Origin of the sequence: Streptomyces sp. BE303, from assembly GCF_036290945.1 — a bacterium.
Lineage (GTDB): Bacteria > Actinomycetota > Actinomycetes > Streptomycetales > Streptomycetaceae > Kitasatospora.
This window is the reverse complement of the sequence record NZ_JAQYWZ010000411.1, coordinates 1-12,891: the sequence shown is the minus strand read 5'-3', so window position 1 is coordinate 12,891 and position 12,891 is coordinate 1. Positions and strand designations below refer to the sequence as shown.

Below are 12,891 nucleotides of genomic sequence, written 5' to 3'. Positions count from 1 at the left end.
CCTGACCGGCGACGTTGCCATTTCACCCCTTGAGAGCAGGGCAGGGGTCCCGTCCGAGCCCGGCCGCCCCCTTCAGTACGCGTGGTCCGCCGTCACGTCCGCCGACAGGCGCAGGGCCCGCTCGGCCGTCTCACCGCGCAGGGAGAGCAGTGTCGAGGTCAGCGCGTCGACGACGGTGAGGTGGGCGATGCGGCTGGCGGTGGTCTCCAGGCCGAAGACGAGGTCCTGCCCGCCGGCGACCAGCGTGTGCGTCGCCGTCTCGCTGAGCGGCGAGCGGGCGTAGCTCGTGAGGGCGACGACGGCGGCGCCGTTGGCGCGGGCGTGGCGGGCGGCGTCGACGACGGTGCGCGTGGCACCGGTGTGACTGACGGCCAGGCAGGCTGCGGTGGAGGGGAGTTGGGCGGCCGCGAACTGGGCGGTGATCGGGTCGGCGGGTGAGTCGGCGAGGATGCCCAGGGCGCGCAGGCGGTAGGCGGCGTCGAGGACGACCGCGCCGGAGAGGCCCGCGCCGACGACCAGGACGTGGTCGGCGGAGTCGAGGGCCTCGGCCGCCGCCCGGAGGTCGTCGGCGCCGAGGGTGGCGGCCATCCCGTCGAGCGCCTCGCGGGCGGCGCGGACGGTGTCGGCGAGGGCCCGCGCCGCCGGGTCCCGGGGGTCCGCCGGGTCGGGCGCCGGCGCGGGCGCCTGTCGGACGGCGGCGATCTTCAGCTCCTGGTAGCCGCGGAAGCCGAGCCGCTGGCAGGCCCGGACCACGGAGGACGGCGCGGTGCCGGCGAGCTCCGCGACGTCGCTGACGCTGAGGTCGACCAGGTCGGCGCCCCGGGCGAGGACCACCCGGGCGACCCGGGCCTCGGTGCCCCGCAACTCGCCGAGCCGCGCGCGGATGTGCGCGGCCAGCCGGGATTCCAGCCGGGTCTCCGGCGGGGGGAAATATTCGGAACGCTCTTCCATGGATCTACTGTAGCGTGGAATTCTGTTCCAGGTCCGAGGATTCAGAGGGGGAGTTCCGCCATGCCTGCTGTCACCGCCGGAGCAGTGGCCGTCGCCGCGGCCACTGCCGGGGCCGGCCCCGTGTCCGGTCCTGCGGCCGTCCCGGTGGTGGTCCTCGCCGCCGCCGTGCTGCACGCGGTCTGGAACGGCCTGGCCCACCGGCTCCAGGACAAACTGGTCGGTTTCGCCCTGATCAACCTCGTGTACACCGGGTGCGCGGCGGTGCTGGTGCTGCTCAACCCGCTGCCGGCCGCCGCGGCCTGGCCGTACCTGATCGCCTCGGTGGTGATGCAGGTGACCTCCCAGCTGCTGCTCCTCCGGGCCTACCAGCTGGGGGACTTCGGGCAGATGTACCCGATCGCCCGGGGCTCGGCTCCGCTGCTGGTGGCGGTCCTGTCCGTCACGGTGCTGGGCGACGAGCTCGGCGGCGGGGAACTGCTCGGCGTCGCCGTCATCTCCTGCGGTCTGATCGGACTGGCCTTCGCCCGGGGGATACCGGGGCGGGCGCACCTGCCCGCGCTCGGGGCGGCCGCCGGTACCGGGGTGATGATCGCCGCGTACACGGTGCTGGACGGCGGCGGCGTGCGGCACGCGGGGACGGTCGGCGGCTACGTGGCCTGGCTGTTCCTGCTCCAGGGGCCGGTCCTGGCCCTGATCGCCTGGGCGCGCAGGGGCCGGGGCCTGCTGGTCGGGGCCGGCCCGCTGGTCCCGGTGGGGCTGCTCGGCGGGGTGCTGTCGCTGACGGCGTACGGGCTGGTGGTCTGGGCACAGTCGCGGGGGAACCTGGCGAGCATCGCCGCGCTGCGCGAGACGAGCATCGTGATGGCCGCACTGATCGCCACCGTGGTCTTCCGGGAGCGCCTCGGGCGGATGTGGATGGCGGCGAGCGCGACCGTCCTGGCCGGGATAGCCGTCCTGGAGCTGGCCCGCCCCTGAGGCTGTCCCGGGCGGGAGCTGTCCCGGGCGGGGCGGACCGGTGCTCCCCGGTCCGCCCGGGGTGTCGTACGGCCCGGCCGCCGCACGACTCAGGGGACGATCACCGTCAGCGTGCTGCGCGTGACCGAGAAGCCGAGCGACTCGTACAGCTGCCGGGCCCGGTTGCCCTCGGTCACCGCCAGGCCGATCCCGGTGGCGCCGTCGGCGGCGATTCCGGCGAGGACGCGGCGCAGCAGGTCCCGGCCGAGGCCGGGGTAGCCGAGGTCCGGGTCACGGAAGACGTGGGCGATCCAGGGCAGGCCGTCCCAGTCGGTCAGGACGGCGCCGGCGGCCACCCGGTCGGCGTCGTCGACGACCAGGGCGCTGGCCGGCAGCAGGGGGCCGATGACGCTTCCGGAGAGCAGTTCGGCCATCCGCCGCACCGGGTCGTCCCCCTGCGCCTCGGGGCGGTGGTCGGGGTGCCCGGGACGGAAGGCGGCCCGGGACGGCCCGTCCAGCTCGGTGGCCCCGCGGTCGCACGGTACGACCTGGAAACCCTCCCGGAGCGGGGTCCGCGCCCAGGACGGCCAGCCCCCGGCGGGAGGCGCGTCGACCAGGCTCCGGTGCATGGTGTGGCCGTGCCGCAGCGGGGTCGCGCCGCGGCGCAGCAGCTCCCGGCCGAGCGGGACGGGGCCGGAGACCACCCAGCCGGCCATCTCCGCCAGCACGTACCGGGCCGGGACGGCCGGGTCCGGGTGGTGGCCGACCACGTCCAACCGGTCGGCCCAGGGGAGGCCCTCCCGCTCGCCCCGCTGGTACCGCACGACCGGAAGGCCGTCGGTGCCGTACCCGAACCGCCAGCCGGCTTCCGCTTCCGCCACGCCGCCCCTCCGATCTCCGAGAACCGGAACACCCCGTCGTCGGCCATGCTCCGTGAGCGTCCCGTTCGACGGCAACCCCGTTTCCCGGCCGGACCGGTCTGCCGGCGTCACGTCGGGCACGACCCGGCCGCCGTGCCGCTCGCGGTGCGCGGGACGGCGCCCAGGGGGAGGGCGGGGTCAGTCCGCCACCACCGCCGCGCGGACGCAGAGGACGTCCGGCAGGTGGGAGACCAGCGGTGACCAGTGCTCGCCCTCGTCGTGGCTGGCGTACACCTCGCCGGTGCGGGTGCCGAAGTAGAGCCCGGCCGGGTCGGCGTCGTCGGTGCGCAGCGCGTCGCGCAGCACGACGCCGTAGTGGTCCCCGCCGGGGAGCCCGTCGGCCAGGGGCTGCCAGCTGTCGCCGCCGTCCGCGGTGCGGAAGACGCGGCACCGGCGGTCGGGCGGGATGCGGTCGTCGGCGCCGCCGAGCGGGAACACGTACGCGGTGTCGGCGCGGCGCGGGTGGGCGGCCACGGCGAAGCCGAAGTCGGCGGGCAGTCCGTCGGCGACGGACCGCCAGCTCGCGCCCGCGTCGTCGCTGCGGTAGACGCCGCCGTGGTTCTGCAGGTAGAGCCGGTCGGGGTTGACGGCGTCCCGCGCGATCTTGTGGACGCACTGGCCGAACTCGGGGTACTGGCTCTCCTCCGGGAGGAACTCGGCGCGCAGCCCGGAGTTGGAGGGCTCCCAGGTGCCGCCGCCGTCCTTGCTGCGGTAGACGCCGCCGCTGGAGATCGCGACCAGCAGCCGTTCGGGGTCGCGCGGGTCGGTGAGGACGGTGTGCAGGCCCTGGCCGCCGTAGCCGGCGCCCCACTCGGCGCGCTGCGGGTGCTCCCAGAGCGACTCGACCAGCGTGAAGGTCTCGCCGCCGTCCGCGGAGCGGAACAGCGCGGCCGGCTCGGTGCCCGCGTAGACCACGCCCGGAGCCTCGGGGCCGGCCGGCTGGAGCTGCCAGACCCGGGTGAGCGAGGCGCCGGTGTGCTCGGGGAAGCGGATCGCCGGTGCGGACGGTTCGGACCAGGTCGAACCCAGGTCGTCCGAGCGCCGGACGGTCGGCCCCCAGTGGCTGCTGTCGGCGCCCACCAGCAGCCGGACCCGGCCGTCGCGGCGGTTCCCGCCGTCGACGGGGTCCCGGCTGTCGACGGCGACGGAGTAGACCGCGTTCATCCGGAAGTGCGGCCCGCTGAACTCCCAGTTCAGCCGGTCGCGGCTGCGTCCGAGAAAGAGGCCCTTCTCGGTCCCGACGGCCAACAGCACCTCGGTCATCACACACCACCTGGTCGGCGTAACGGCCCCCGCACGGACACCCCCTCCGGCCAGTGTCGCGCCGCCCGGCGGCTCCCACACCTCGCCGCGCCGGTGCCTGCGGCCCGCGCCCGGGGCAGCCGGCCCCCGTCCGCCCCGGCCCCCGTCCGCCCCGGCCCCCGTCCGCCCCGGCCCCCGTCCGCCCCGGCCCCCGTCCGCCCCGGCCCCCGTCCGCCCCGGCCCCCGTCCGCCCCGGGCCGCGTCCGGGCGGACGGCGGGCCCGGGGCGGTACCGGCTCACCCGCGACAGCCCTCCAGCAGCCGCAGCCAGACCTCGCTGATCGTCGGGTAGGCCGGGACGGCGTGCCAGAGCCGGTCGATCGGCACTTCACCCACCACCGCGACGGTGGCCGAGTGCAGGAGCTCGGAGACCCCGGGGCCGACGAAGGAGGCGCCCACCAGCACCTCCCGGTCCAGGTCGAAGACGACCCGCGCCCGCCCCCGGTAGTCGTCGCCGTAGAGCGAGGCACCGGCGACCGCCCCGAGGTCGTGGTCGATCGCCTTCACCCGAAGCCCGGCCCGCTCGGCCGCGTCCAGAGTGAGGCCGACGGCCGCGACCTCGGGGTGCGTGAAGACGACCTGGGGCGCGCCTGCGCTGTCGGCCGACGCGGCGTGCTTGCCCCAGCGTGCGGTGTCCAGCGGACGCCCCTGGGCGCGTGCGGCGATCGCCGCGCCGGCGATCCGCGCCTGGTACTTGCCCTGGTGGGTGAGCAGCGCCCGGTGGTTGACGTCGCCGGCCGCGTACAGCCAGTCGCCGTCGACACCGAGCACGGTGCAGCTGTCGTCCACGTCGAGCCAGCCGCCGGGGTGCAGACCCACCTGCTCCAGCCCGATGTCCGCCGTGCGCGGGGCCCGGCCGGTGGCGTAGAGCACCTCGTCGACGGCCAGCCGCTCGCTGTCGGCCAGGACCAGGACGACGTCCGCGCCGGGCTCGTCCGCCCGCTCCAGCGAGGCGACCGAGGTCCCGAACCGCAGGTCCACCCCGGCGTCCCGCAGGCCCTCCGCGACCAGCTCGCCCGCGAACGGTTCCATCCGGGGCAGCAGCCCGGAGCCGCGTACCAGCAGCACGACCTCCGAACCGAGCGCGCGCCAGGCGGTGGCCAGCTCCACGCCGACCACGCCGCCGCCGACCACGGCCAGCCGCCCGGGCACGGTGGGCGAGGCGGTCGCCTCCCGGTTGGTCCACGGGCGGGCCTCGGCGAGCCCGGGGACGTCCTGCGGCAGGACGGACCGGCTGCCGGTACAGACCGCGACGGCGTGGCGGGCGACCAGCAGCCGCTCGCTGCCGTCCTCCGCCTCGACGGTCACCCTGCGCTCGCCGGCGAGCCGGCCGTGGCCGCGGACCAGGTCGATACCGGTCTCGCGGACCCACTTCACCTGGCCGTCGTCCTTCCAGTGGGAGGTGAACGAGTCGCGCCGGGCCAGCACGGCGGCCGGGTCCAGCCCGCCGCTGCCCACGGCCTCCCGGGCGCCCGCCACCGCGCGGGCGTCGGCCAGCGCGGCCACCGGGCGCAGCAGCGCCTTGCTGGGCATGCAGGCCCAGTACGAGCACTCGCCGCCTACCAGTTCGCTCTCCACGATCACCGTGCGCAGCCCGGCGGCGGCGGTCCGGTCGGCGACGTTCTCGCCGGTCGGGCCGGCCCCGACGACGATGACGTCGTACTCCTCGGGAACGGCCGACGAGGCGGCGGCGGAAGCGGTGGGATCGGTGGTCATGCCTGGTCCTCCGTGGTGGTGACGGTCGCCCCGGCCGGCAGGGCCGGGGTGACGGGCGTGCGTTCGCGGACGTCGGGGTGCCGGGCGGCGCCGAACGCGCCGACGGGTGCGGCCCGGTGCTGAGGCGGGCCGGCACCCCCGTTCGTCCGGTGGTCGGGCCCGGTCCGGGCACCGCTCCGCCCCGTGCGTCCCGCGAACATCGGCAAGGTCGCCCCCGTTCGGTCGTCGGTGCAGGTCGGTGCAGGTCGGTGCAGGTCGGCGTGCCGGGCCGGGGCACCGTGCCCATCCTGCGCCGACCCGGCCGCCCCTCGCAGCCGAACACGCGGACGAGTCTGCCGTCCGGCCCCGCTCCGCCCCCCGTCCCGGCCCGGTCGCCCGCTACTCGACCTCGGCCAGCTCCACCAGTGCCGCCGCCGTCTCGGCCGGCCGCGAGAACATCGGCCAGTGCCCGGTCAGCACCTCGCGCAGCTCCCACTCCGGGCCGCCGAGCAGGGCGAAGTACGGGTGACCGTCGGCGATCATCGCGCGGACCTGCTCCAACGGGATGGAGCACGAGATCAGGCCCTTGGGCAGCTTCTCCGCCCCGCCGGTCAGCCGCATCGGCTCCGTGACCGTCCCGGCCGGCTGGTCGGTGGCCAGCTCGCGGAACCGGGCCAGCCCCGCCTCGTCGATCCCGTCGACACTGGCCCCGTCGGAGGCCAGCACCTCCCACGACGGCAGCGGCAGCCGCCAGCCGTCGACCACCGAGGCCTCCAGTGTCTCGCGGTAGGCCGGCTCCCAGAGGTCGGCCAGCGCGACACCGTCGCCGAGCGGGCCGGAGTCGAGGAAGACGACCCGTCGGATGCGCTCGGGCACCCGGTCGGCCGCGCCGGAGACGGCGATGGTGCCGCCGCTGTGGGCCACCAGCACCACGTCCCGGAGGTCCTCACGGACCAGCAGGTCGGTCAGGTCCGCGATGTGGGTCTCCGCGCCGGTCTCGGGCGAGCCCTCACCGGCCCGTTCGCCGAGGCCGGGCAGGGTCACCGCGTGGACGGTGTGACCGGCCGCGCGCAGCGGTTCGGCGACCGCGTCCCAGGCCCAACCGCCGAGCCAGAATCCGGGAACGAGTACGAAGGTGCTCATGGTGGAAAATCCTCTCCGGGCATCCATGCCGTGCTTGTCTTCCGTGCCGTGCGCGGCTGTTGGTGCCCCGAGGAACCCCTGGGGTGCCGGCCGCTGTCTTCGACCCTAGGATCGAATGCGGACAGAACGCGACCGGATTAACCGGCGGACTTCCCGGGCCGGTCCCACGGCTCGACCACCCCGTCGGTTCGCCTCCGACCTGTCGGCCTCACCGCCGGGTCGCACCGTCGGTTCGCGGCCGGAACGGAGGCGCGGACCAAAGGCGTATGCCAAGGCGTGTGCCGAGGCGCGGGCGAAGGTCGAACGAAGGCCGAACGACGGCCCGACGAAGGGACACCGATGGACCATCCGGTCAGCCGCACGCTCGCCCTGCTGGAGATCCTGCAGGCGCGTCCCGGCCTCACCGGCGCCGAGCTGGCCGAGCGGCTGGAGGTCGACGCCCGCACCGTCCGCCGCTACGCGACCCGGCTGGTCGACCTCGGCATCCCGGTCCAGGCCGAACGCGGCCGGTACGGCGGCTACCGGCTGATGCCCGGCTTCCGGCTGCCGCCCCTGATGCTCACCGGGGACGAGGCCGCCTCCGTGGTGCTCGGGCTGCTGGCGGGGCGGCGGTCCGGGCTCTCGGTGGGGGAGCAGGCCGGCGAGACGGCGCTCGCCAAGATCCAACGAGTGCTGCCGCCGGAGCTGCGCGAGCGGGTGGCGGCGGTCGAGCAGACCCTCGGTCTGACCGGCGCGCCCGTCGGCGGCCCCAGTCCGGCCGCCGCCGCGCTGTTCACGCTGGCCGAGGCGGCGCGCCGCCGGCGCCGGGTCCGGCTCGACTACCGGGACCGCGAAGGCACGCCCAGCGAGCGCGAGTTCGACCCGTACGGGCTGGTCTTCCACTCGGGCCGCTGGTACACCACCGGGCTGGACCACCGCAGCGGCGAGCAGCGGACCTTCCGGCTCGACCGGATCCGCTCCGCGGAACTGCGCGAGACCGGATTCGAACCCCCGGCGGGTGTCGACCCGGTCCAGCGGGTGCTGGAGTCCCTCGCCTCGGTGCCCTGGACGCACGAGGTGGAGGTGGTGCTCACCACCACGCTCGTCGAGGCCCGCCGACGGATTCCGCCCACCGCCGGTGCGGTCACCGCCACCGACGACGGTCGGGTCCTGCTGCGGGCCCGGGCACAGCAGTTGGACGGGATGGCGGTCATGCTGGCCGGCCTCGGCTGGCCGTTCACCGTCCTCCGGCCGGACGAACTGCGCGTGGAGGTCCGGGCCCTGGCCGCCCGTCTCACCGGGTGGAGCGACACCGAGGCGTCCGTCTGAACGCGTCCGGACGCGCGCCGACGGGCCCCGGGGCGTCGAAGGACACCACCGGGACCCGCCGTGCGTCACCGCCTCAGGGCGTCAGCCACCCGGGGCACTCGCCTCTCGGCGGCGTCAGTCCTGCGGGCCGCCGTTCTGTTCGGCCGCCACCTTCCGCTTCACCTCGTCCATGTCCAGCTTCCGCGCCTGACCGATCAGATCCTCGAAGACCGGCTCCGGCAGGGCGCCCGCCTGCGAGAAGACGAGGACGCCCTCACGGATGATCGCCAGCGTCGGGATCGACTGGATACCGAACGCCGCGGCCAGCTCCTGCTGTGCCTCGGTGTCCACCTTGGCGAAGACCAGGTCCGGGTGGCGTTCGGCGGCCTTCTCGAAGACCGGCGCGAACTGGCGACACGGGCCGCACCAGCTGGCCCAGAAGTCGATGAAGACGAAGTCCTTGCCCCCCTGACCGGGGACGACGTCGTCGAAGTTCTCCTTGGTCAGCTCGACCGTGCTGCTCATGTCGCGATTCCTGCCCTTCCGGTGGTGGCGGTCCAGGCCATGTGCCCGCGACAACGGCTGCCGTGGCCGGGCTATTCCGCCGGTGGTCCGCCGAGGGCCCGCGGGCGACACGCCGGCGATCGGGCCCCCGGGGGAGGGCTCGGCGGGGAGGCCGGCTTCCCGCTCCGCGGCCCGGCCGGGGTCCGGCGCGGGAAGCCGGCCGCCTCCGCCCGGGGACTACCGGGCCCAGCCCCGCCGTTCACGTCGCCGGCCCCTGCCCCCGGCCGTCCGTTCCGACCGGTCGGCCTCCGCCGCGATCCGGGTGAGTGCCCGGGCGCAGCAGTGGGCGAAGAGCCGCTGGGCGAGGGGAAGGAACGGGCCGGCGAGGCGGGCGTACCAGCGACGGGGGCGGCTGAAGGCGTTGACGGTGAACCAGACGATCCGGTCCGGGTCCATCTCGACCACGAACGTCTCCTCGCCCACGGCCAGATGCCCGCACCGGGTGCCGTAGGTGAAGCCGTAGCGGTCGGGGCCGTCGGTGGTCGAGACCACTCGGCAGGGGGCACCGGCCCGGAACGGGCCGAGGCCGATGGCGCACCGGACGGCGACCCCGGGGGCGGCGCGGTCGGCCTCGGCGGTGATCCGGACACCTGCGGCGCGGTGCATCCGCCAGCCGAGGAGAGCGGTGCCGGCGGCGTCCAGGGCGGCGCGGCCGCGCCCGATCGGGGCGCGGTGGCGGAGGTGGTGGTAGCCGGCGGGCAGGGGCCGGTCGAGCGCGGTGCTGGCGCCGACCTCGGGGTAGTTCAGGTCGGCCGGGTGCGGGGTGCCGGTCATCGGGCGTTCTCCTGGGGGCGGGCGAGGCGGCGCCAGGCGAGCAGTGAGCAGAGCGCGAAGCCGAGCGCGTTGCCGACGCCGTGGGTGGCGGCCATCCAGCCGAGGGTGGGGTGGGGGAGTCCGGAGGCCTCGCCGAGCGCCCACCAGAGGGCGAGCAGCATGGTGACGGCGAGCACGGCACCGGAGACGCCGAGCAGCGCGGCGGTGGTCCGGTGCCGGCCGTCGCCGCCACCGGGGCCGTCACCGCCGTCACCGCCGCCGCGGTCGCCACCGGCGCGGACGCGGGGTCGCAGGTCGCGCCAGGTGAGCAGGCCGACCAGCCACATGCCCGTGGTGAGGACCGCGGCGCCGACCAGTTCGGCCCAGTCGTCGACGAAGTAGCCGGCCAGCACGAGCAGGGTGCCGACGGGGACGCTGAGTGCGGCCCAGCGGGCGGCCCGGCTGTCCGGCACGGCCCGGCAGACCAGCCCGGCGACCAGCGCGGCGGTGAATCCGGCGTAGTGGAAGTGCGGAACGGTCAGGGCGAGGATGTCGAGGTCGAAGCCGAACAGCTCGTGCCCCGAGCGTTCGGCGACCAGGGCGAGGCCGGCCACCGAGGGGGCGGCGAGGGCGGTGAGCACGGCGATCTCGTGCGGTGCGAGCGAGCGGGTGCGGGCCAGCCGGACCGGGACGTGGGCGGCGACGGCGAGCGTGCCGAGCGCGTACAGGACGGCGCTGCCGGTGGCGAGTCCGCCGCGTGGCAGCCAGAGCGAGAGCGCACCGGGGACGGCGGCCAGTGGCCAGTACCGGCGCAGACGGGCGAGTCCGGGCTCGTCGATCAGGGCGAGGCCGATCGGGATCACCGCCCCCATGCCGAGCAGGACCAGCAGGTCGACGAGTTCGACGGTGCCCCGCCCCATGGCCGCCCCTTACCTTGAACGTGTTCAAACGATGGCGTCGGCGACTCTACGCCGCATATTGAACGCGTTCAAGTTCCCTGGGGAGATCTCCGCGACCTGCCTCCCCGGAGCCCTGCCCTGGTGTTCCCGGTGGGGTCGGCGCACCCTGGAGGAGTAACCGAACGGGGAACGACCGGAACGACCGGAACGACCGCCGGAGGTGATCCGCCATGCAGACACTGGTCGGCTGGCACATCGAGATGGAGTTCCGCGAGGAGGGGGCGCGCACGACCGCCGCCGCCCTGCTGAGACTCGGGGACGGCACCGAGGTGCGTGCCCACGGCTACACCAGCCGCCACCCGTCGGACCCGGAGCAGTTGCGGGTCGGCGAGGAGATCGCGGCGGCCCGGGCGCTCAACGACCTCGCCTCACAGCTCCTCACCAAGGCGCACGGGGAGATCCAGGCGGTCAGCCCGATCCCGACCCACCCGCTGACGTGACGGCGCCCGGTGGTGCCGCGGGGTCGGGTGGACCGGAGGGCCGCGGGACGCGCATTCCGCTGATCTGTCCGCGCTGCGGCCGGGAGCAGCAGGTCGTGCCGGGCGGCCCGGGGCGCGCGGTGAAGGTGGTGCACGTCGGCACCGGTCAGGAGGCCTGCGAGCCGGGCGACCTGGCCCGGGCGCCGGACGACGACACGGCCTGAAGGCCGGCGCCCCCGGGGGGTGCGCCCCGGGGGCGCGGGCGTACGGCGCCCCCGGGACGCCGCACCTCGGGACGCCGTGCGCCCCGGGGCCGCTCAGTTCGGGCAGTAGGTGCCCGGCACCTGCCACTCCGGGCCGACCAGTCGCTGTTCCAGCTCGCTGAGCGTGATCCGGATGCCGACCGTCCCCGCCAGCCCGAGCCGCATCCGGCTGCGGGCGAGCGCGACGAGGGCCGGCAGGCCGTACTTGTTGATCAGCGAGGTGCGGTAGCGGGCGGTGTCGTCCTCGTCGCAGACGGCGGCGCGGGCCGGGAGTTGACGCCCGGTCGGGCGGCCGTGGGCGTCGCAGGGGCCGACGAGGACCTTGGGGCGGCGGCGGACGCGGTCGGCGTCGCCCGAGTGCACGGGCGTCCAGATGCCGAGCGCCGTGCCGTCGGCGACCACCCAGCTCTGTGAGTGCACCTGACGGCCGTCGTCACTGAAGGTGGTGAGCAGGAGGTACCTGCTGTCGGCGAGCTGGTCGGTACGGTCGTGCACGATGTCCACCCTCTCCGAGTCGGACGGTTCGTGGCCGGCGGCGGGGCTCCGGGGCGGGCGCCTCAGTGGCCGCGGCCGTCGGTGATCTCGTGGTACTCGCCGGCGGTGGGCTTGGCGATCCTGCTTCCCTCGCCGTGCAGCCCACGGGACAGCCTCGCACGGGTGCGCTCCAGCACACCTGCCGGGTGGGCGACTCCATTCTCGTCGACGGGGGCGGGCAGTTCGAGGGGGCGCGGCTGCTCGTGGGCGGTGAGCCGGTGCAGTTCGGCGGGCGCGAGCGGGGCGTGCACCTCCACGAACTCGCCGTGCGGCAGGCGCTTGACGACGCCGGTCTCGCGGCCGTGCAGCACCTTCTCCCGGTCGCGGCGCTGGAGGCCGAGGCACCAGCGCTTGGTGACCACGAACACGACCACCGGGACGGCGACGAATCCCACCCGGACGGCGTAGGTGATGGAGTTGAGCGACAGGTGCAGATGGGTGGCGAACAGGTCGTTGCCGCCGCCGGCCAGCATCACCAGGTACAGGGAGATCCAGGCCGCGCCGAGGGCGGTCCGCACCGGCGCGTTGCGCGGCCGGTCGAGCAGGTGGTGCTCGCGCCGGTCGTCGGTCGCCCAGCTCTCCACGAAGGGGTAGACCGCGATCGCGCCGAGGATCACCGGGAAGAGGGTGAAGGGGACCAGTACGCCGAGGTTGAGGGTGTGCCCCCAGACGCCGATCTCCCAGCCCGGCATCACCCGGATGAGCCCCTCGGCGAAGCCCATGTACCAGTCGGGCTGGGCGTCGGTCGACACCTGGTCCGGCCGGTACGGGCCGTACGCCCAGATCGGGTTGATCGTGGCGACGGCGGCCATCAGGGCGATGACGCCGAAGACGAGGAAGAAGAAGCCGCCGGCCTTGGCCAGGTAGACCGGCATCAGCGGCATGCCGACGACGTTCTTCTCGGTCTTTCCGGGGCCCGCCCATTGGGTGTGCTTGTGGTAGAAGACCAGGATCAGGTGGGCGACGAGCAGGCCCAGCATGATGCCCGGGATCAGCAGCACGTGGACGGTGAAGAAGCGCGGCACGATGTCGTGGCCGGGGAACTCGCCCCCGAACAGGAACATCTGGATGTAGGTGCCGACCAGCGGGACGGCGAGGATCGCGCCTTCCATGAAGCGGATGCCGGTGCCCGAGAGCAGGTCGTCCGG

Annotated in this window: 13 protein-coding genes; 3 read left to right on the top strand and 10 right to left on the bottom strand. The window is 75.2% G+C overall.

Going from position 1 to position 12,891, the window contains the following annotated elements:
- Positions 1-72 precede the first annotated feature (72 nt).
- Positions 73-951: a MurR/RpiR family transcriptional regulator gene (locus tag PUR56_RS07100; protein WP_329948279.1), complete on the bottom strand. Its 879-nt coding sequence runs from the start codon at positions 949-951 to the stop codon at positions 73-75.
- Positions 952-1,011: 60 nt separating this feature from the next.
- On the opposite strand from PUR56_RS07100, the gene PUR56_RS07095 reads away from it, so the two are divergent.
- Positions 1,012-1,926, top strand: coding sequence for a DMT family transporter (locus PUR56_RS07095; protein WP_329948278.1), 915 nt, complete (start codon positions 1,012-1,014; stop codon positions 1,924-1,926).
- Between the two features lie 89 nt (positions 1,927-2,015).
- Here PUR56_RS07095 and PUR56_RS07090 read toward each other — a convergent pair whose 3' ends face one another.
- The 4 genes from PUR56_RS07090 to PUR56_RS07075 all read right to left on the bottom strand — a co-directional run bounded on the left by PUR56_RS07090 (position 2,016) and on the right by PUR56_RS07075 (position 6,964).
- Positions 2,016-2,786 carry a GNAT family N-acetyltransferase gene (locus PUR56_RS07090; RefSeq protein ID WP_329948277.1) on the bottom strand — a complete coding sequence of 257 codons (771 nt, stop codon included), beginning with the start codon at positions 2,784-2,786 and terminating at the stop codon, positions 2,016-2,018.
- A 177-nt stretch (positions 2,787-2,963) separates the two neighbouring features.
- Positions 2,964-4,088 carry a WD40/YVTN/BNR-like repeat-containing protein gene (locus PUR56_RS07085; protein WP_329948276.1) on the bottom strand — a complete coding sequence of 375 codons (1,125 nt, stop codon included), beginning with the start codon at positions 4,086-4,088 and terminating at the stop codon, positions 2,964-2,966.
- Between the two features lie 275 nt (positions 4,089-4,363).
- On the bottom strand, positions 4,364-5,842 hold the full coding sequence (locus PUR56_RS07080) for a dihydrolipoyl dehydrogenase family protein (RefSeq protein WP_329948275.1): 1,479 nt from the start codon (positions 5,840-5,842) through the stop codon (positions 4,364-4,366).
- A 378-nt stretch (positions 5,843-6,220) separates the two neighbouring features.
- Positions 6,221-6,964: an alpha/beta fold hydrolase gene (locus tag PUR56_RS07075; protein WP_329948274.1), complete on the bottom strand. Its 744-nt coding sequence runs from the start codon at positions 6,962-6,964 to the stop codon at positions 6,221-6,223.
- Positions 6,965-7,303: 339 nt separating this feature from the next.
- On the opposite strand from PUR56_RS07075, the gene PUR56_RS07070 reads away from it, so the two are divergent.
- Positions 7,304-8,272 carry a helix-turn-helix transcriptional regulator gene (locus PUR56_RS07070; protein WP_329879303.1) on the top strand — a complete coding sequence of 323 codons (969 nt, stop codon included), beginning with the start codon at positions 7,304-7,306 and terminating at the stop codon, positions 8,270-8,272.
- A 114-nt stretch (positions 8,273-8,386) separates the two neighbouring features.
- Here PUR56_RS07070 and PUR56_RS07065 read toward each other — a convergent pair whose 3' ends face one another.
- The 3 genes from PUR56_RS07065 to PUR56_RS07055 all read right to left on the bottom strand — a co-directional run bounded on the left by PUR56_RS07065 (position 8,387) and on the right by PUR56_RS07055 (position 10,488).
- Positions 8,387-8,776, bottom strand: coding sequence for a thioredoxin family protein (locus PUR56_RS07065; protein ID WP_329879302.1), 390 nt, complete (start codon positions 8,774-8,776; stop codon positions 8,387-8,389).
- A gap of 216 nt (positions 8,777-8,992) precedes the next feature.
- A complete protein-coding gene (locus tag PUR56_RS07060) occupies positions 8,993-9,589 on the bottom strand; it encodes a DUF1990 family protein (RefSeq protein ID WP_329879301.1) in 597 nt (198 codons plus the stop codon).
- On the bottom strand, positions 9,586-10,488 hold the full coding sequence (locus tag PUR56_RS07055) for a YndJ family protein (protein ID WP_329879300.1): 903 nt from the start codon (positions 10,486-10,488) through the stop codon (positions 9,586-9,588). Before PUR56_RS07055 ends, PUR56_RS07060 begins: the two co-directional genes overlap by 4 nt.
- 209 nt (positions 10,489-10,697) lie before the next feature.
- Between PUR56_RS07055 and PUR56_RS07050 the strand changes: the two genes are divergently transcribed.
- Complete coding sequence (locus PUR56_RS07050) at positions 10,698-10,967, top strand: DUF1876 domain-containing protein (protein ID WP_329879299.1); 270 nt, start codon at positions 10,698-10,700, stop codon at positions 10,965-10,967.
- Positions 10,968-11,263: 296 nt separating this feature from the next.
- On the opposite strand, the gene PUR56_RS07045 is transcribed toward PUR56_RS07050, so the two are convergent.
- Together PUR56_RS07045 and PUR56_RS07040 are read right to left on the bottom strand one after the other, a co-directional pair.
- A complete protein-coding gene (locus PUR56_RS07045; protein WP_329879298.1) occupies positions 11,264-11,704 on the bottom strand; it encodes a PPOX class F420-dependent oxidoreductase in 441 nt (146 codons plus the stop codon).
- A 62-nt stretch (positions 11,705-11,766) separates the two neighbouring features.
- A partial coding sequence (locus tag PUR56_RS07040) for a cytochrome b (RefSeq protein WP_329948273.1) occupies positions 11,767-12,891 on the bottom strand: 1,125 nt, incomplete at its 5' end.